Origin of the sequence: Baaleninema simplex PCC 7105, from assembly GCF_000332355.1 — a bacterium.
Lineage (GTDB): Bacteria > Cyanobacteriota > Cyanobacteriia > Cyanobacteriales > Geitlerinemataceae > Baaleninema > Baaleninema simplex.
In genome coordinates, this window is sequence record NZ_KB235958.1 from 3,582,156 (window position 1) to 3,599,934 (window position 17,779).

17 protein-coding genes and 2 pseudogenes are annotated in these 17,779 nt (G+C 50.8%); 8 read left to right on the forward strand and 11 right to left on the reverse strand.

Annotated elements, in window-relative coordinates; genetic code table 11:
• Positions 1-95: 95 nt before the first annotated feature.
• A pseudogene (locus GEI7105_RS35170) lies at positions 96-683 on the reverse strand (IS701 family transposase); the annotation flags it as partial.
• A 192-nt stretch (positions 684-875) separates the two neighbouring features.
• Positions 876-1,565 (reverse strand): hypothetical protein, encoded by a 690-nt coding sequence (locus GEI7105_RS0118290; protein WP_017661880.1) that lies wholly within the window; start codon positions 1,563-1,565, stop codon positions 876-878.
• Between the two features lie 135 nt (positions 1,566-1,700).
• Between GEI7105_RS0118290 and GEI7105_RS0118295 the strand changes: the two genes are divergently transcribed.
• Positions 1,701-2,312, forward strand: coding sequence for a Uma2 family endonuclease (locus GEI7105_RS0118295; RefSeq protein WP_017661881.1), 612 nt, complete (start codon positions 1,701-1,703; stop codon positions 2,310-2,312).
• A gap of 1 nt (position 2,313) precedes the next feature.
• Here the strand turns inward: GEI7105_RS0118295 and GEI7105_RS0118300 are convergent, their stop codons facing one another.
• A complete protein-coding gene (locus GEI7105_RS0118300; RefSeq protein ID WP_017661882.1) occupies positions 2,314-2,940 on the reverse strand; it encodes a hypothetical protein in 627 nt (208 codons plus the stop codon).
• Between the two features lie 120 nt (positions 2,941-3,060).
• On the opposite strand from GEI7105_RS0118300, the gene GEI7105_RS0118305 reads away from it, so the two are divergent.
• Complete coding sequence (locus GEI7105_RS0118305) at positions 3,061-3,477, forward strand: element excision factor XisH family protein (protein ID WP_017661883.1); 417 nt, start codon at positions 3,061-3,063, stop codon at positions 3,475-3,477.
• On the forward strand, positions 3,465-3,797 hold the full coding sequence (locus tag GEI7105_RS0118310; protein WP_017661884.1) for a XisI protein: 333 nt from the start codon (positions 3,465-3,467) through the stop codon (positions 3,795-3,797). Before GEI7105_RS0118305 ends, GEI7105_RS0118310 begins: the two co-directional genes overlap by 13 nt.
• Before the next feature lie 249 nt (positions 3,798-4,046).
• On the opposite strand, the gene GEI7105_RS0118315 is transcribed toward GEI7105_RS0118310, so the two are convergent.
• Positions 4,047-5,684: an acetolactate synthase large subunit gene (locus tag GEI7105_RS0118315; protein WP_017661885.1), complete on the reverse strand. Its 1,638-nt coding sequence runs from the start codon at positions 5,682-5,684 to the stop codon at positions 4,047-4,049.
• Positions 5,685-5,765: 81 nt separating this feature from the next.
• On the opposite strand from GEI7105_RS0118315, the gene GEI7105_RS37555 reads away from it, so the two are divergent.
• On the forward strand, positions 5,766-6,011 hold the full coding sequence (locus GEI7105_RS37555; RefSeq protein WP_144053862.1) for a hypothetical protein: 246 nt from the start codon (positions 5,766-5,768) through the stop codon (positions 6,009-6,011).
• Between the two features lie 72 nt (positions 6,012-6,083).
• Here GEI7105_RS37555 and GEI7105_RS0118325 read toward each other — a convergent pair whose 3' ends face one another.
• Positions 6,084-7,451 carry an NAD-dependent succinate-semialdehyde dehydrogenase gene (locus GEI7105_RS0118325; protein ID WP_017661887.1) on the reverse strand — a complete coding sequence of 456 codons (1,368 nt, stop codon included), beginning with the start codon at positions 7,449-7,451 and terminating at the stop codon, positions 6,084-6,086.
• 336 nt (positions 7,452-7,787) lie between these two features.
• On the opposite strand from GEI7105_RS0118325, the gene GEI7105_RS0118330 reads away from it, so the two are divergent.
• Positions 7,788-8,162 (forward strand): DUF4342 domain-containing protein, encoded by a 375-nt coding sequence (locus tag GEI7105_RS0118330; protein WP_035493343.1) that lies wholly within the window; start codon positions 7,788-7,790, stop codon positions 8,160-8,162.
• 93 nt (positions 8,163-8,255) lie between these two features.
• On the opposite strand, the gene obgE is transcribed toward GEI7105_RS0118330, so the two are convergent.
• From obgE to GEI7105_RS0118350, 4 genes and pseudogenes are all read right to left on the reverse strand, one after another.
• Positions 8,256-9,269 carry a GTPase ObgE gene (gene obgE, locus GEI7105_RS0118335; RefSeq protein ID WP_017661889.1) on the reverse strand — a complete coding sequence of 338 codons (1,014 nt, stop codon included), beginning with the start codon at positions 9,267-9,269 and terminating at the stop codon, positions 8,256-8,258.
• 83 nt (positions 9,270-9,352) lie between these two features.
• Positions 9,353-10,075, reverse strand: a complete 723-nt coding sequence (locus GEI7105_RS0118340) for a Mo-dependent nitrogenase C-terminal domain-containing protein (protein ID WP_017661890.1) — start codon at positions 10,073-10,075, stop codon at positions 9,353-9,355.
• A 157-nt stretch (positions 10,076-10,232) separates the two neighbouring features.
• A pseudogene (locus tag GEI7105_RS40000) lies at positions 10,233-11,477 on the reverse strand (RNA-guided endonuclease InsQ/TnpB family protein).
• Positions 11,464-12,066 carry an IS607 family transposase gene (locus tag GEI7105_RS0118350; RefSeq protein WP_017661891.1) on the reverse strand — a complete coding sequence of 201 codons (603 nt, stop codon included), beginning with the start codon at positions 12,064-12,066 and terminating at the stop codon, positions 11,464-11,466. Before GEI7105_RS0118350 ends, GEI7105_RS40000 begins: the two are co-directional and overlap by 14 nt.
• A 135-nt stretch (positions 12,067-12,201) precedes the next feature.
• Here GEI7105_RS0118350 and GEI7105_RS31200 point away from each other — a divergent pair, with 135 nt between their 5' ends.
• Positions 12,202-12,459 (forward strand): EamA family transporter, encoded by a 258-nt coding sequence (locus GEI7105_RS31200; protein ID WP_017661892.1) that lies wholly within the window; start codon positions 12,202-12,204, stop codon positions 12,457-12,459.
• A 71-nt stretch (positions 12,460-12,530) separates the two neighbouring features.
• Here GEI7105_RS31200 and GEI7105_RS0118360 read toward each other — a convergent pair whose 3' ends face one another.
• On the reverse strand, positions 12,531-12,779 hold the full coding sequence (locus GEI7105_RS0118360) for a hypothetical protein (RefSeq protein ID WP_017661893.1): 249 nt from the start codon (positions 12,777-12,779) through the stop codon (positions 12,531-12,533).
• A gap of 166 nt (positions 12,780-12,945) precedes the next feature.
• On the opposite strand from GEI7105_RS0118360, the gene GEI7105_RS0118365 reads away from it, so the two are divergent.
• Both GEI7105_RS0118365 and GEI7105_RS31205 read left to right on the forward strand, forming a co-directional pair.
• Positions 12,946-14,958 (forward strand): NAD(P)/FAD-dependent oxidoreductase, encoded by a 2,013-nt coding sequence (locus tag GEI7105_RS0118365; RefSeq protein ID WP_017661894.1) that lies wholly within the window; start codon positions 12,946-12,948, stop codon positions 14,956-14,958.
• Between the two features lie 179 nt (positions 14,959-15,137).
• On the forward strand, positions 15,138-17,105 hold the full coding sequence (locus GEI7105_RS31205; protein ID WP_017661895.1) for a GAF domain-containing sensor histidine kinase: 1,968 nt from the start codon (positions 15,138-15,140) through the stop codon (positions 17,103-17,105).
• Positions 17,106-17,179: 74 nt separating this feature from the next.
• Here GEI7105_RS31205 and GEI7105_RS31210 read toward each other — a convergent pair whose 3' ends face one another.
• Entirely contained in the window at positions 17,180-17,743 is a 564-nt protein-coding gene (locus tag GEI7105_RS31210) for a (2Fe-2S) ferredoxin domain-containing protein (RefSeq protein WP_017661896.1), read from the reverse strand.
• Positions 17,744-17,779: the final 36 nt, after the last annotated feature.

Genomic DNA, 17,779 nt, shown 5'->3' on the forward strand with positions numbered 1-17,779 from the left:
AGCTTATGGCTTTATAAATTTTGAAAATATGCGAATGCGCTTTCTGTCTTGCTTTACTTAATAAGTTTTTCTTATCACCTTGTTTTGCGAAGACCCTCCATGAGGACGATTCCCGGTCGATACCCTCTCTTTAAACTCCGGTCAATTAATTCTAAGGCGATTTCGGGTTTCTTTTTGAAAGAGGGATCTTTCTTGCCTGAGGGTAAGGAACTGGCTGGCTGATAGATTTCTACATCCAGAGGCAAATTTTTTTTGCCATCATAGAGATGGGGTCGTTACCGCCACGATTCCGTTGTCGAGCTTGCCGATTTCTCCGATGTACTGTCTTCCCACACCTGCGGTGAAGTTGCCGCTTTTTCGATGTCCTGTATCATCGAGCAGCAAGGCAAATCCCCGACCCACTCGGGTTTGATGGCAGGAGTCCACCACCTTTAAACGACGTTCGTTAATACGCTTCTCCTCCCAAGGGGATTCCGTTATAAAATGATGTAAGCGGTTGTAAACCACTCCCACCGAGTCGTTTGCCATCTGAGTTTATGTTTTTTCGCTGGCTTTCCCCGAGTAATCCTCCCAAATAGTGTTCTAAACCCCTTTTTTTGTGCTTGGGTTTTGAAGTCGGGGTCGAAACGCTTGCACCACTTCTCAAAGCAGGGTGGCATAGCGGCTGGGGTGGTCTCTCTCATGGGGACACTCTCCACCTTAAATCCTTGTCAGTCAAGGGTTTTGCTTTTATTTTACCTTTTTTACCGTTTAAGTCCCGTTAGCTTCACTCGCTTCGTCCATCCCCAAGACTCTGCCAGCGATCTCGACGATCTGGTAAGCTGTTCGGAAATCTAATGAGTTTTATGACTCGACTTCAAAGCCAAATCTAGACATTAACCGTAGCCATAACCGGCTTGAAGACAAGCCTCGCCCGTCTCTACATTGTAGAGCAAGAAAAGACTTTCAAAGCGAGAACCACCGCTTAGATTCAATTCTCGGATCGAAGCATCCTGTCCGTAAGAGCCATAGGCTTCAACCGAAGTTCTCTCTTCAAAAGGCTCTAGAGTCATACATCCCATCTCTAACTCGGAAATTTCTCCTCGTAAACCTGTAATCTTCAGAACGACACTCCTCGGTATAGGTTCTGAGCGTTCGGAGCGCTCGGGAAAAGAAACTGGATTATAGACATCTTCAGGTTCGAGAGCGAGTTCTCTCACTAACCGATCGACTTCTTCGGAAGACGGTGTAAAAGAGCAAAATCCCATTCGATGCCCTGAAACGGGACGACAACTAATATCGTCTGAGTTGACCTCAAAGCGTTCAAAAATCTCATAAACATCTCCGGTCAGTGCGATTTGCCCCGTATAATCGAAAATTTGAACGCAGCCAGTTGTTAAAACAGGAACGAGTCCAAACATTATTTGAGTGATTCGAGCAGTTATTTGATTCATTATTTTTAGATTTGAAAAGCCATCTAGATAAGATACCGTATCTGGGTGCATCTCAGTTTTGCAAAAACATGAGAATTGGAGGCTGAAATCCTTATTCTCTCGTATAGATTTACATTTTTGAGATGCACCCATACGAAGACCGCGATCGCAGCGAGATTTTACCGAATTTGGATTTATAGTTAATTGAGGAGTGCGTTCGAGTTCGATCGCTCACCCAGGCGATTAAGAGATTTCGCCAAGGATTAACGACAAACCCCAATTAAAACGATGTTCGTTCAAACCAAACCGATGAGTTTTGACGAATTCGTGGCGTGGTATCCCGACGACGGGAAGCGTTACGAACTCATTGAAGGAGAAGTCGTTGAGGTGTTACCAACGGGAACTCACGAAGATATTGCGGGGTTTTTAGTGGCGGAGTTCAATTTCGAGATTCGGCGACAACGGCTTCCCTACTCGATTCCGCGAACTTGCGTGTTGAAACCCAACGCACCGCGATCGGGATATCAGCCAGATGTCATCGTACTCGATCGCTCGCAAATTCCCCAGGAATCTCTTTGGAAAACCACTTCAGTCATTCAAAACGGCGCAACGGTTCCGCTGGTGGTGGAAGTCGTCAGTACCAACTGGCGAGACGATTACGGACACAAATTTGTTGAATACGAGGCGATGGGGATTGCAGAGTACTGGATCGTAGACTATCGCGCCTTGGGTGCGGTGCGCTATCTCGGAACTCCCAAGCAACCGACAATCACGATTTGTCAGCTTGTGGAAGGAGAGTATCAACTCCAGCGGTTTACGGGGGGTCAGCCTTTGGTGTCGTCGGTGTTTCCCGAGTTGGCGTTGACAACGAAAGATGTGTTAAATGTCGCGATCGCGTAATCTACTCCGCCACCAGTAAAGTCGCCAAATACTTGAGGATTTGTAGCGTCGTTTCCAATCCCGCATCTTGTCCGAGAAGAAACGTATTCGATCGCCCGTAGCGGGGAGTCTCTCCCATCGATAACTTGAGAAATTGGAAACTTTCGCCGTTGGTCACCATTCCGTATCGCACGGGTTGAGGCTTTTCTGCTGATAGCATATATCCTAACACTTGGGGAATTCCCACTTTTAAGGAAAACTCCCCCCGTTTGGATTCAATAACTAAAATCCACAGGCGATCGCACACCACGAGAACGTCTAAGCGTCCGCTAATCATCATGCTTCCGTCGGTGGCTTTCACGCGAACGGGTTTTTCGGTTTCGATGTAAAACGGTGGGAGAAAAAATCCAGCTAAGTCTAAAAGCGGCGCTAACACCAGCAGTTCGACGGTTTTCTCTAACAGTCCACGTCGTTCTAAGTTGGCATATCCGGCGCAAATTCTCGCCAAACGTTCTCGTTCGGAATCTGACAACTGGAGTTGCATTCCATGCCATTCTGAAAAAAACGCCAGATCGCATTCTTCTTGCAAACCAAAGCGTTCTTCTAAGTCGTACAGCGTCAGCCGTTCGATCGCTAAAGTCGAGGTCACAACGTTAGTCCTCAAGTTGAGGATATTACGAGAGTTAACAATGTTGCTCGATTTCTTCTATTGTAGTATAAAATAAATCTAATAAAATAGACAAGCAATCGTTTGAGTGTCGGTGGAGCTATGTCAGCGCGAGATGCGTTTCATCAAGTTGTCAAAACGGCACTGATTAAAGAAGACTGGAACATTACGCACGATCCCTATCCACTCCAAGCGGGGACGTTCGATCTAGCGATCGATCTCGGTGCAGAAAAGACGATCGCTGCCGAACGAAACGGTCGAAAAATTGCGGTTGAAATTAAAAGCTTTTTAGGGTCTTCTCAAATTACGGAGTTTTATAGTGCGCTCGGTCAATTTTTAGTGTATCGATCGGCATTGACCATCCAAGAAAAAGAACGACAATTATATCTTGCCGTTCCTCGAATAACCTACGAAAAATTTTTTCGACTTTCTTTTATCGAGAATTCACAAAAAGAACATCATATCAACCTCATTGTTTACGATATCGATCGAGAGGAAATTGTAAAATGGATACCTTAGCGCAATATCGGCAGTTTATTACCCAACTGTTGAGCGATCGCGCGGCAAATATTTGGGACAAACGGGTTGACGCCAAACTCGTTTTCGACCGAGAGCGCGATCGATATCTTTTAATTTACGTGGGTTGGTTCGATTCCACACCGCTTTACGGCATCGTTTTACACGCGGAAATTATCGACAGTAAAATCTGGATTTACCAAGATGGAACCGAGCAGGGTCTTGCGAATCAGTTAGTGGAGTTAGGGGTTCCGAAAGAGAAAATTGTCTTGGCATTTCATCCGCCTTCACTGCGTAAATATACGGAATTTGCAGTTCAGTAAGAATGAAACAAAGACTTTAAGTTCATCGATCTGAAACAAGTCTCGAGTTGTCGGCCATAATGGGGCTAAAATTCGAGAGAAAATCGCGAGCCACTCGCATTCCTCCACCTCCGATTCACAGCTCCGCTGTTCCCTTCCCTAACTTTAACGTTAATACTTTTTCAGCAAGTTTCAGCAAGCCCTACAGATCTGTTGACTTCCCCGTTCCCAAACATAAGCCTGGGAACGAGGAGAGAACGAGAGAACCCCCTACATCGGGCAACTTAAACCGCCAGATTTCGCGGAAAAGCGAGCGTTTTCACGATAGTCAACCGGACAGTCAATGACCACAGGAACCTCTTGTTCTAAGGCTTCGCGCAAAATGGGAACGAAGGATTCGGTCGATTCGACGCGATAGCCCTTCAAACCCATGCTTTCAGCAAATTTCACGAAGTCGGGATTGCCGAATTCAATAAAGGACGATCGCCCGTAATGGGCTTCTTGTTTCCACTCGATCAAACCATAACCGCCGTCGTTAAAAATAATCGTCACGAACGGCGTTCCCACACGCAACGCGGTTTCGAGTTCCTGGCAGTTCATCATAAATCCGCCGTCTCCCGTCACTGCCACGACGTTTCGATCGGGATGTACCAGTTTGGCAGCGATCGCACCGGGAATGGCAATCCCCATCGCCGCGAAGCCGTTGGAAATCAAGCAAGTGTTGGGGCGATCGCAATGGTAGTGACGCGCCATCCACATTTTATGCGCTCCCACATCGGAAATGACGATATCGTCCGGCCCCATCACTTGCCGCACATCGTAAATGAGTTTCTGAGGCTTGACGGGAAACTCGAGATCGTTGGCGTACTGTTCGTAATCAGCCCGGATGTCGTCTCGCAAGGATACAGCGTGGGGTTCGGGTTTGCTGGAGCGATCGGAACGACGCAGAATTTCGTTCAGGGAGTCGGAAATATGCCCCACCACTTCCACCAAGGGAATGTAGCTACTGTCAATTTCCGCCGAGGTGGTACTGATGTGAACGATGGGAATCTTCCCGTCGGGATTCCACTTCTTGGGCGAGTACTCGACTAAATCGTATCCCACCGCAATGACTAAATCGGTGTTGTCGAAACCACAACTAATGTAGTCCCGCTGCTGTAACCCCACCGTCCACAATGCCAGAGGATGGGTGTAGGCCATAACGCCTTTCCCCATAAACGTATTCGCCACGGGGACGTTCAACCGAGTGGCGAATTCCGTGAGGGCGTCGCTGGCGTTGTCCCGAATCGCGCCGTTCCCCACCAAAATTAACGGATTGTTCGCCCGAGAAATAGCGGTAGCGGCGTTGTTGAGACTCTTGTACGACGCATACATTTTTTCCTTTTTGTCGCACTTTAACGGCGCACCTTCGACGGGCATAGCAGCGATATTTTCGGGTAAGTCGATGTGAACCGCTCCCGGTTTTTCCCGTTGCGCCCGTTTAAAGGCTTTCCGAACGATTTCCGGGGTGTTGCTGGGGCGGACGATTTGGGAGTTCCATTTAGTGACGGGGGCGAACATCGCCACCAAGTCGAGATATTGATGGGATTCAATGTGCATTCGATCGGTTCCCACTTGCCCCGTAATCGCCACGAGAGGCGCACCGTCGAGGTTGGCGTCAGCAACTCCGGTCATGAGATTCGTTGCGCCCGGTCCCAGGGTAGACAGACAAACCCCTGCTTTTCCCGTCAGACGTCCGTAAACGTCTGCCATGAACGCCGCACCTTGTTCGTGACGGGTGGTGATGAATTGGATTGAAGATTCTCGCAGGGCTTCGAGAACCTGCATATTTTCTTCACCGGGCAAACCGAAGACATACTTCACGCCTTCGTTTTCGAGGCACTTGACCAGTAGTTCGGCCGTGTTCATGAGACCCCCTTATCTGAGTTTGGGTATGAGATTGGATGTGAAATGGGATAGGGAATACGAACGTTTGGACGGTTCGGGGTTGTGAAAGAACTCCGTTCCGCTTCCGCGATCGCGCGGTGGGTGCGTCGCACTTTCGCCGACGCGATCGAACCTCAAACGGGTTCCCACCGCCCTCTAAAATTCGGTTTAGATAAATTGCCTTCAATGGATGCGATCGAGCGAGTTCGGCATTCGGTTCGACAACAGTGTTTCGCCCTCGCTGCGTTTTCACGACAACACTTCCACCCCCGGTTTCTTTCCCGAACATCCCTGACATTTCACCCTTAACCGAGGTGAGGGAGGACGGCAACAGAGGGTTGGAAGCGAGGGCGAACCCGTTGGTTATCGAACTCACGTGCGTTAATGCCCGATCCAAATTGTTTTTATGTTGACAAATTCTTGGATACCTTGAACACCCAATTCGCGCCCATATCCAGATTTCTTGATACCGCCGAAGGGTAACCGGGGATCGGATTTAACCAGACCGTTGATAAATACCGCCCCGGCTTCGAGTTCGTTAATAAACTGTTGTTGTTCGGCGGCTACAGCCGTCCACGCACTCGCTCCCAAGCCGTAGGGGACGCTGTTGGCCAGCGCGATCGCATCGTCGATCGACTCCACCCGAAACAGTAACGCCACTGGACCGAAAAACTCTTGGTCGTAAGCTGGGGTTCCCGGCGGAATGTCGGCGATAATTGTCGGCGGGTAAAAGTTACCGGGGCGATCGGGCAATTCCCCGCCAATTAAGACTTTCGCGCCTTTGTCTTTGCAAGCTGCGACCTGTTCGTGCAGTTCCTCGCGAATTCCCGGCGTGGCCAACGGCCCGATGTCAGTGTCTTCTGACATGGGGTCGCCGAGAGTGAGATTTTTGAATTTCGCCAAGAGGCGTTTTTGGAATTCTTCGGCGATCGACTCGTGGACGATAAACCGTTTGGCTGCAATACAAGACTGTCCGCTGTTCAACATCCGCGCGGTTACGGCGGTACTCACGGCCGCTTCTAGGTTCGCGCTTCCCATGACGATAAAGGGATCGCTTCCCCCCAGTTCGAGAACCGTTTTTTTCAGGTGTTTTCCGGCACACTCGGCTAAACTCATTCCGGCGTATTCGCTTCCTGTCAAGGTGGCGGCGCAAACGCGATCGTCGGCTACCACTTTCGCCACTTGACTCGCTCCGATGAGAAGGGTTTGAAACGCCCCCGAGGGAAATCCAGCTTCGGTGAAAATTTCTTCAATGGCTAAGGCGCATTGCGGCACGTTAGACGCGTGTTTGAGCAGTCCCACGTTTCCCGCCATCAGTGCGGGTGCGGCGAAGCGAAACACCTGCCAGAAGGGGAAATTCCAGGGCATGACCGCCAAAACTGCCCCCAGGGGATGGTAACTGACGTAACTGAAGCTGGCGTCGGTTTGAACCGGGATGTCGGCAAGGAATTCGGAGGCATTGTCAGCGTAATACCTGCATACAAGCGCACATTTGTCAACCTCCGATATGGCGCTTTTGATGGGTTTTCCCATTTCCAGGGTCATGATTTCGCCGAATTTAGCGCGATCGCGCTCCAAGATATCGGCGGCCGCCCGCAACCATTTCGATCGCTGTACCATCATCGTGCGGCGGTATTGTTTGAAGGTGCGATCGGCGCGATCGAGTTTGCGGTTTAACTCCTCATCGGTCAAAGGTTGGAACGTTTTGACCGTTTCCCCCGTAGCGGGATTAATTGTCGCAATACCCATAATGTCGTGTCCTTTGCGCGATACTCGGCAACGTTCTAACTAACGTCCCCAGAAACCCAGGTTCGACGCTCGTTGAAATGCAGCGAAAATCGGTATGTCGAACCCGAATTGTCTCCTAACCATTGTCAGTGGTTTGGTGGGGTGTCTTTACCAAATCTTTACAAAACTCAAACTTGTTAATGGGGAATGGGGAATGGGGAACGGGGAACGGGGAATGGGGAACAAGGTTTTCTCACCTCATCATCTCATCCCCCTATCTCCCGATAGATGACGCTCCAAATCGAGGATGGTACGATAGCGGCATCTGATGTTTTGTTTGTCGAGGGCTTTTCTTCCATGAGCGATTCGATCGATCGCGAACCCAACTATCAACCTCCAGAAACGCCCGATGCGTCTGAGTTTCAGACCGAATCCAACACTGAAGCCGATCGCACTCAATCTCAATCCAATACCACTAACGACACGAGCTTTGAAGAGTTCCGCGTCAGTGGCGATACCTTAATCTCGAAAATTCAAGAACTCGTCCATCAAGGGAACGTGCGACGGGTCATCGTTAAAACCGAAGACGGAAAAACCCTGTTTGAAGTCCCCCTCACCATCGGATTAGCGGGGGCGACTTTGGGAACGCTGCTGTTTCCACCGCTGGCGGTTGTCGGCGCACTCGGTGCAGTCGTCGCCCGGTTAACCTTAGTCGTCGAACGCAAAGCGTGACCCCACGAGGGGATGAGGGGACGATGAGATGATGGGACGATCTGAAATTCTCTTCCCCTCTCCCCCTCTCCCAATCTTCCCCTCTTGGAGAATTCAGACAAACTCCGGTTCTCGGTCTTCGAGAACTTGCCACACGCACCGAAGCAGTTCGTCGAGGCCAGTTTTCGCGACGGCTGAGACTCGAAAGATAGGGTAAGGTGATTCCGGTTGAAGCGATCGCGCGATGTCTTCGAGTTCCTCGTCAGTGCGATCGATCGCGTCTAACTTATTTAACGCGATAATCTGCGGTCGGTCTTCCAACCCACGACCGTAAGCGAGCAATTCCTCTCGAATCACCTGATAGTCCGCGATGGGGTCTTCCGCCGTCGCGTCGATCAGATGCAGTAAAACCCGCGTGCGTTCGATGTGGCGAAGGAACTCGTGACCTAACCCCAGTCCTTCGTGAGCGCCTTCGATCAACCCTGGAATGTCGGCGAATACTGTTCCGTCTCCCGTCGGTTTGCGGACGACGCCCAGGTTGGGAACGAGCGTCGTAAACGGATAATCGGCAATTTTCGGACGGGCAGCCGACAACACCGAGATTAACGTGGATTTTCCGGCGTTGGGCAGTCCGATGATGCCCACTTCTGCCAAAAGTTTCAATTCTAACCGCAGTTGGCGAATGCGTCCCGGTCGTCCTTCCTGGGCGTATTCTGGGGCGCGGTTGCGGTTACTGAGATAGTGGCGGTTTCCGTTTCCGCCCCGTCCCCCTTCGGCGATACAAACGGTTTGTTGAGGTTCGATGAGATCGGCGACGACTTCCCCAGTTTCTAAATCGTAGGCGACAGTACCGCAAGGAACTTCTAAGTAGCGATCGCTTCCCGAGGAACCGGTACAGTTATTCGGTCCGCCCCGTTTGCCATCTTCGGCTTTAAAGCGATGGGAATATTTGAAATCTAACAGAGTTTGCAGGCGTTCGGTCGCCACGAGATACACCGAACCGCCTCGTCCGCCATCGCCCCCCGCCGGACCGCCTGCGGGAACGTATTTTTCGCGGCGGAAGGCCACCATACCATCGCCGCCTTTTCCACCTTCAACTTCAATTTCAACGCGATCGATAAATTGCATTCTCGGTACTTAAAAGAGAGCAGGGAAGAGGGGGGAGATTGGGAGAGAATTTCAGATCCTCTCCTCATCCCCTCATCTCCTCATCACAAATACGCTGTTACGTCTTCGCCCTTTTCGTCGGCGAGATAGGACAACGCCCGGAAGCGCAAGCCCACTAACTGTTCGTAGAGAGGATTCAACTTGCACATCGCTGGAATATGAACCACTTTTTTTCCAAACAGCGTGACGTCGCGCTCGAAAGGACACTGAGAGGGAATCATCCGACAGAGGAATCGCGCCACTTTCGGATCGTGCAGTTCGACGTTATCCAACCAGTTTCGCACGGGAGCGAGGACGTTAATTTTAGCACTGTCTTTCGGTTTTCGATCTAACGAAACCGCGCCGGAAGAGGCGTCATCCGACTTGTCTTTCGATTCGATGTCGTCGAGATCTTCAGGTTCTTCGAGGGTGTGGCGGAGAGCGTCGAGTGCGTCGGGACGCAGACCCAAGGCTTCACAAAAATCGTGAAGGACTTTATCCTCAGTTTTGGTGTATACGCCGTCTGCAATGGCGACCATGACCGCCGTTCGGAGAAAGTTTTCTGCGATGTCGGGGTCGTCTCCCAGGGTGGCGGCGAGTTCTTCAGGAGAGATGGGTTCGAGATCGGCGGCGCGATCGGCGGCGTCCGATTTACCGTGAGTCAGTTCGGCGATGAGTTGTCGTTCGGTCTCATCGAAGTTTCCATCCGCCCAGGCGATCGCCAGTAAACCTCTCAACCAAACTTGGCTGCGATCGCTTTTCTGGCGAGATTGACTCGTACTCGTCATACACTTTACCCGTAGCTAACGTCTGTCCCAGTTTTTTTCGCACTTTACTGTTCTGTTGGCGCTTTTCTCGTGTCCCCACAAGAATTTACACTGTTTCTCGTTTCGATTTTAACGAACACCGCTCTCTAAAACTTACTCAAACTTATTCATTTGATGTTTAGTTCCTAGCTTGGATCTTCCGAGACCTTTCCATCACTAGGCTTACACGGCCGAAGCTCTCCGCGTTTTCCAAATTAATTGCCGCATTTAAATCACGATCTATGGAGACGTGACAGTTCGGACAGTCATACTGTCTTTTGTTCAGGGGCATTTTTTGTCGGTGTCCGCATTTCGAACAGATCTGCGAACTGGGATACCACGGGTCAATTAGCGTTAATTTGCTTCCATACCACTCGCATTTATACGCAAGCTGACGACGGAACTCATAAAACCCACCATCAGCAATAGCACCAGCCAGCTTATGATTTTTGAGCATCCCTGACACATTTAAGTCTTCGATTTTTACGGCTCTTCGGAGTTTAGGGTGACAGAAAAACTAACTTCACGAGATTTCAAGGGTTTTGGCTCTCGAATTTTCAATTTTTTGTATTATGGTATACATTTATAACCACAAACTCCGAAGACCCATTTTTACTTCGCTGTGGTTCTTGGCTAAGTAAGTTGTTAACTTGTGTAGATGGTCGGCTCTAATATTCGCGATACGTCTGTGGGCTTTAGCTAACTTGAGTTTAGTTTTTTCTCGGTTTTTACCTCCTTTTTGACGGCGGCAAAGCTCTTTCTGAAGTTGGGCTAGTTTTTTCTGAGCTTGACGATAAGCTTTCGGATTGGGATAGGTTTTACCATCGCTCAGGGTGGCCAGAGTTTTAATTCCTACATCTACCCCAATCCGCTCTCTTATTTTGGGTGTGACTTGGGGTTCAAAATCAATTTTGAAGGCAATATACCAGTCCCCTGCTCGCTTCCCGACCGTGACGTTTTTGGGATGGGCTGGCGGTAACTGTTCGTGGCTTTTTACCCAACCGATCCGAGGTAGCTTCACCCAATAACCGGAAATTTTAATACTTCCTTCCAGGTAAAAACTATCTTTGACATTCTTTTTCTTAAACTTGGGGAAACCTGTTCCTTTGACTTGCCAAACTCGCTTAAACGCTTTACTGAGGTGACGCAACGCTTCTTGAGGGCTACATTTGGAAACCTCATAGTACCAAGGATTCTGACTTTTTACCTCGGCGACTAATCTCTTGTGTAAGTCTATAGCACTCGGGAGTTTACCTCCGGCTTCTAATGTTTCCTTACAGGTAGCGAGTCCCCAATTCCAAGCGTGCCGAGCTACTCCTGCGTGTTTCGCCATCAGCGTTCGTTGTCGGTTATTTAAGTCTAGCTTGGTCTTAAAGCTTTTCACTGATTTTTTTTAACTCCTCAACCATCTTTTTGTTCTGGCCACTTCGGCTACCATAAAGACGAGCCGAAAACACCGTAATGATTTCTAACACATCGTTGGCTAAGTCTTCCTCAAAACTGGCATCCTCAGTCCGATTTATAATCACAATCTCTACACCAAACTGCTCGCAGATGCTGAACACAAGTTCAGACCCGAATCTAAGTAACCTATCCTTATGGGTAAGAACCAGTCTGTCGATTTCACCCGATGTGATTAACCTCAGAAGACGCTTTAACCCACGCTTACTGTAATTCATCCCAGAGCCTAAGTCTTGGATAATCTCATGCTCCCAACCATTTTGAGCGCAGAACAATTCAATAATTTCCTTTTGACGTTCTAGGTCTTGTTTCTGGTCGTGGCTACTGACTCGTGCATAACCGATTGTGTACGCTCTATGAGATTCAACACCGAGCAATTGAGACATAGAGTATCTCCGGTGTCCCGAGGCTGTGCGCTCAGGGATTAATTTCCCTTCTGATTCCCAACGTCTTAACGTCGATGGTGATACTCCTTTGATTTTTGCGGCTTCGGAAATGCTCAACTTACTCATGATTTGATGATAGCTTAAACATTGAGTGAGTTTAAACAATTTTAGTGAGAAATTTAAACTCTGTCCCCAGCCCTCGGTCAATTTTTACTGAAAGCGGGAGCGTTGAAACTCGGGGCGACGCATCCCAAGTCAATTATGGGGTTCGTCGTCGGTGTCTTTTTAACGCCAGAACTGCTAACGGGTCTAGTCTGTTACGGTCTCGGAGCGATGGCCTATATTCTACTTTTAACTCGCGTCCATCTCAGTGTCGCCGGACCGGCCACGGCCTTAGCGTACGTCACCGCCGTTCTCATCGGTCACTTCGTCTTTAAAGAAAGCCTTCCCCTCGATCGCCTCTTCGGAATCGCCCTCATCGTCTGCGGTGTCCTTATCGTCGTCAGTCGCCGGTCTTGAGGTGAGGTGATGAGGTGATGAGGGGACAAGGAAGAAACTGTTACCTGTTAACTGTCCCCACTGCTCACTGTTCACTGCTCGCTGTTGACTGTAAAAGCGTCCCAGGCTTGGGCGAGAATGTTTCGCAGCCAGTCTCGCTGGTTGGCGTCGAGGAGGCGATCGTCGGCTAGGACTTCCGTGGTGAGGTCGTCGAGGGTTTTTCCACCGTCGCGGGCAATTTTAATCGTACCGGCGATCGCAGACGCGACGATTTCGGGACTGACCGGGTGTCGCTCTAGATCGAGCATTTCTTGTAGGGTCTCTGGGATAGGATAATTCATATCGAGTTACGTTCGCGCGAAACGGCGAGGTGCGGCTTCGGTAAACGAAGCGGACGATCTATTACAGTTCTTAAAGGAGGGTTCCCACGCAGTTGAGGGAATCCTGGCACGACTGACATCTGAATTTACACGTTTGTTTTAAATCGTTTTGAGGAAGAACAGATCGATGAAACAGCTCCTGTACTGGGAAATTCCGACCCCCGACACTGTCGGCGTACGCCGTTGGTTACAAGAAACCTGGCAGCCGCCCAAGGGTGAAAAATTCGCGACGCCGGACGGGTTTCGTTTGCGCTTGGCTCCCAACGAGGAACTGTCTGTCTTCGTGTGGTCGGTACAACAAACCACGTATTTGAAGGTCTTCCGTTGGGCAGAACGCTCGATTTCAGGTGAAGCGAGGATTGCCGCGCAACTGAAGCAGGACGCGATGGCTGCATTTCCGCCACAGTATCCCGAACTACCGGAAATCGATTTGTCGAAACAGTCGATATTTGACGCACTTTTACCACACTATCCAGAAACAGTCAAGTATTTCCAAAAGTTCCCCGATGGAGAGTACGATTTAACCCGCGTTTACTGGTGGGAAAAACGCTGGCGGGAGGGAGTCCTTCATCCCAAACAACCGAAAACAGTCGTTGAGTTTTCCCAGGAGACTTCAGACGCATCTTCCTCGACTACATCCCCCGAGTACGATCTGATTTACATCGGGGGGGCGTTAGGCGTGATTCACGCGGCGGTCATGGCTCGTTTGGGCTATCGCGTGTTACTCGTCGAACGGTTGCCCTTCGGACGCATGAACCGCGAGTGGAACATCTCTCGGGGCGAGTTTCAAAGTCTCATCGACCTGAAGCTGTTTACCCCCGAAGAGTTCAACAGCATCATCGCCTGCGAGTACGAAGATGGATTCAACAAGTTTTTCGACGCCAACAACCCACCGAAAAGCCGAGGAAAGGTTCTTCACACTCCCACCGTCCTCAATATCGCCGTCGACGCGGAAAAACTCTTGAAACTCTGTGGCGACAAACTCAAAGCGGCTGGGGGCGAAATTTGGGACGAAACGGAATTCGTTACCGCTGAGATTACGAGCGATCGCGCCACGGTTAACCTCACCCACCTCCCCACGGGAGACACCAAACAGGCGACAGCGCGCCTCCTCGTAGACGCGATGGGGAGCGCCTCCCCGATCGCCTGGCAACTCAACGGCGGCCGCACGTACAACAGCGTCTGTCCGACGGTGGGGGCTGTGATTTCGAGTGGTTTTCCCTCGCACGTGTGGGATTCGAGATACGGTGACGTTCTCCACTCCCACGGCGATATCTCTCGGGGACGACAGTTAATTTGGGAGTTGTTCCCCGGACAAAACGGTGAGGTGACGATTTATCTGTTCCACTACCATCAAATTCACCCGGAAAATCCCGGTTCGCTGTTGCAAATGTACGAGGACTTTTTCCAGATTTTGCCGGAGTACCGCCGCTGCGACATGGAACAGTTGCAATGGCGCAAAGCTACCTTCGGCTATATTCCCGGTCATTTCAGCCAGGGAAGTCGCGATCGCCAAGTCGCCTGGGATCGACTGGTAGCCATCGGCGATGCAGCCTCGTTACAGTCGCCGTTAATTTTTACCGGGTTCGGCTCTCTGGTTCGGAACATGGAACGGTTAACTCGCCTGTTGGATACGGCGTTGAAACACGATTTGCTAGACGGGGACAACCTCGATCGCATCCGCGCCTATCAAAGTAACGTAGCGGTGACGTGGCTGTTCTCGAAAGGGATGATGGTTCCGACTGGAAAACCCGTCGCCCCGGAACGCATCAACTCGATGTTGAACGTCTTTTTCGGCTTGTTAGCTGACGAACCGCCCGAGGTGGCCGATACGTTTATTAAAGACCGTACCAGTTGGCTGTTGTTCAACCGTCTGGCGTTGAAAGCTGCGTGGCGCAATCCCGAGTTGCTGGCATGGATTTGGGAACTTGCCGGTCCTTGGGATATGTTGCGCTGGACGGGAAGTTACCTCAACTTTACCTGGGAAGCGTTCGTGGGTTGGATTCTCGGTTGGATTCCTCGTTTCAGTCGTTGGGCGCAGCCTTGGGCTGAAAAACGGTTTCCGTCGTTGTGGCTGTGGTTGCAGGCGATGAGTTACTCCCTCACTGAAGGGTTGGGACGACGGTTTTCGATGCAATAGTGGCGCGGTTGTCGCGATCGCGTTTCTCGTTTTGAGAGTTGGTCTCGGAACGAAAAAATTTCTGTAAAGAGAGCGATCGTACGGGACAGTTTCCTACAGAAGTCTTGGGAAAATTGCGAAGATAGAGTGAGATCGGCTTGCGATCGCTTTATCTCAAAAACCCAGGCTGAAACAACGTAATGTGGGAAACTGTCAAAACTTTATTTTCACCGACGCAGTATATGCCGCACGGTCATTGTTACCTGTGGCAAACTCCGCTGGTTTGGTTGCACGTCGTTAGCGACTCGCTCATTGCCGTGGCCTACTTGTCCATTCCGGCGATGCTGCTGTACTTCGTGTTTCGGCGGCAGGACATACCGTTTTTGAATGTTTTCGTCATGTTCGGTGCGTTCATCGTGTTGTGCGGCGTCGGCCATTTATTCGACGTTTGGACGTTGTGGCATCCTGCCTATTGGCTGTCGGGGGTCGAACGGGCTGCTACGGCTCTCATTTCCTGTTACACTGCCGGATCGATGGTGACGCTGCTGCCTCGGTTTCTCTCCCTAAGAACTCCCGAAGAACTTGAAGCGATTAACCGAAAACTCGAGCGGGAAGTCGATCGCCGCCGTCAAACTGAAGAAGCCTTACGAAACATCGTCAAGGGAACAGCATCGGTGACGGGAGAGGAATTTTTTCCCGCATTAGTCCGCCATCTTTCCCAAGCGATCGACGTTCCCTATGCGTTGGTGTCGGAAACTGTCGGCGATCCGCCTCACAAGTTACGGGTTCTAGCCAGTTGGCAAAAAGGGCAGCTTTGCCAGGAAAAGGAGTACGATTTGGCAGGAACGCCTTGCGAACAGGTGGTTTGCAGCGGTCGAGATTGCTATTATGCCGATAGCGTCGCGGATCGATTTCCTCGCGATGCTGTACTCGATCGCATGAAAGCAACGAGCTATTGGGGATTTCCCCTCTTCAACGTCTCGGGTGAAGTGGTGGGACATCTCTGCGCGATCGACACCCACCCTCCCCAAGATATCGATCGCACCCGCAGCATTCTCGAAGTGTTTGCAGCTCGGGCGTCGGCGGAACTCGAACGTCAGCACGTGACGGAAGCCCTGCAAGCGATGAATCGAGATCTCGAACGACGGGTTGAGGAACGCACCGCCGAGGTCAAGCGCAGTAACGAAATGTTGGCAGGGAAGGCGCAAGAATTGCAACAGGCGATCGATCGCCTGCAACGCACTCAAAGCCAACTGATTCAATCGGAGAAAATGGCGTCGCTCGGCCAACTGGTGGCGGGGGTGGCACACGAACTCAACAATCCCGTGAGCTTCGTTTACGGCAACATTACTTACGCCCAAGATTACAGCCGCGATCTGTTCGAGGTCTTGGAGATCTATCGACAACACTATCCCAACCCCACGCAGGCGGTGGCAGAGGCGATCGAACAGGTCGATTTAGACTATATCCGACGAGACTTTCCCCGTTTGCTGGATTCGATGAAAACGGGTGCAAAACGCATTCAAAAGATCGTGGAGTCTCTTCGGAGCTTTTCTCGACTCGACGAGGCTGAGTGCAAACGAGCCAACATCAACGCGGGTATCGAGAGTACTTTAGAAATCGTGTCGGGACGGTTGAGCGCAACTCCACAACGACGAGCGATCGCCCTCGTCAAAGCGCTCGGTGACCTCCCTGAGATTGAATGCTATCCCGGTCTGCTCAATCAAGCTGTGTTGAGCTTGCTCAATAACGCCATCGAAGTCTTGGAGGAACGGTTAAAACGCGAGCCAGATTTCACGCCTCGTCTAGAAGTCACGACAGAAGTGATATCGAACGAAGCGTTTGGTAAAGCGATCGCGATTGCCATCGGCGATAACGGCTTCGGCATCGACGAATCGATTCGAGATAAGATTTTCGATCCCTTTTTCACGACGAAACCCATTGGGAGAGGCACGGGAATGGGATTGGCGAATGCCTATCAAATCGCGGTCGATCGCCATCGAGGACAGTTGCAGTGCATTTCGCACCCCGGTCGGGGAACGGTGTTTCAGATCGAACTTCCCGTGTCTTACCACTGCGATGGAGCGAGTTCGGACGCCGAGATGTTTCGCAGAGGCAAAGTACAAGGGAAATCGGAGAACGAATCCATCCCGAAGCCTGCTGGGTAAGCGCGACGGGAGTGCAACGGCGGAACCTCGCGTGTTACTGGAGTTGTCGCGATCGCGTCTTCGTTTGTCTCCCCTCACGAGGCGATCGCGAAGTGTTTTCGCACGCAAGCGGGAACGTCTTCGGGGCTTAATTTCCCGTAACGGGCTTTATCGGGGAGAACGACAGCGTTAGGCGCGGCTTTGCAGCGTTTCAAGCATCCCGTGGCGCAAACTTGCACGGAATCGGCTAAGCCGTGTTCTTCTAGGGTGCGTTCTAGCGTGCGATAAATGTCTTGTCCGCCGCGTTTGCGACATTTGGATTTTTGACAGACGAGAATTTTGCCTGTGGGTCGTTCGGTTGAGGAAGGCGCGATCGCGGTGGGCGAAACTGAGGGAGTAACCGTTACCGTCAGAATTTGCTTGGCTTTCCGTTCGATTTTGCCCGTTTTGGCGTTGCGTTTTTCGCGACCCACGATCGCGATGCGATCGCCGACGTTGAGAACGGGGAACTCGCGACGGAGGGATTTACTGAGTTTGACGCTTTCCGTTCCGTCGGAAGTCGTCAGTTGAATTCCCTTGGGTTTCCCGTTATCGCTGCGTTTGACGCTGAGAAACTGTCCTTCGAGACGGAAGCCGGTTTTGGTTTTGGAACGACCCATGCTACTTTCTCTTACACGCTTTACTGACAATTATAT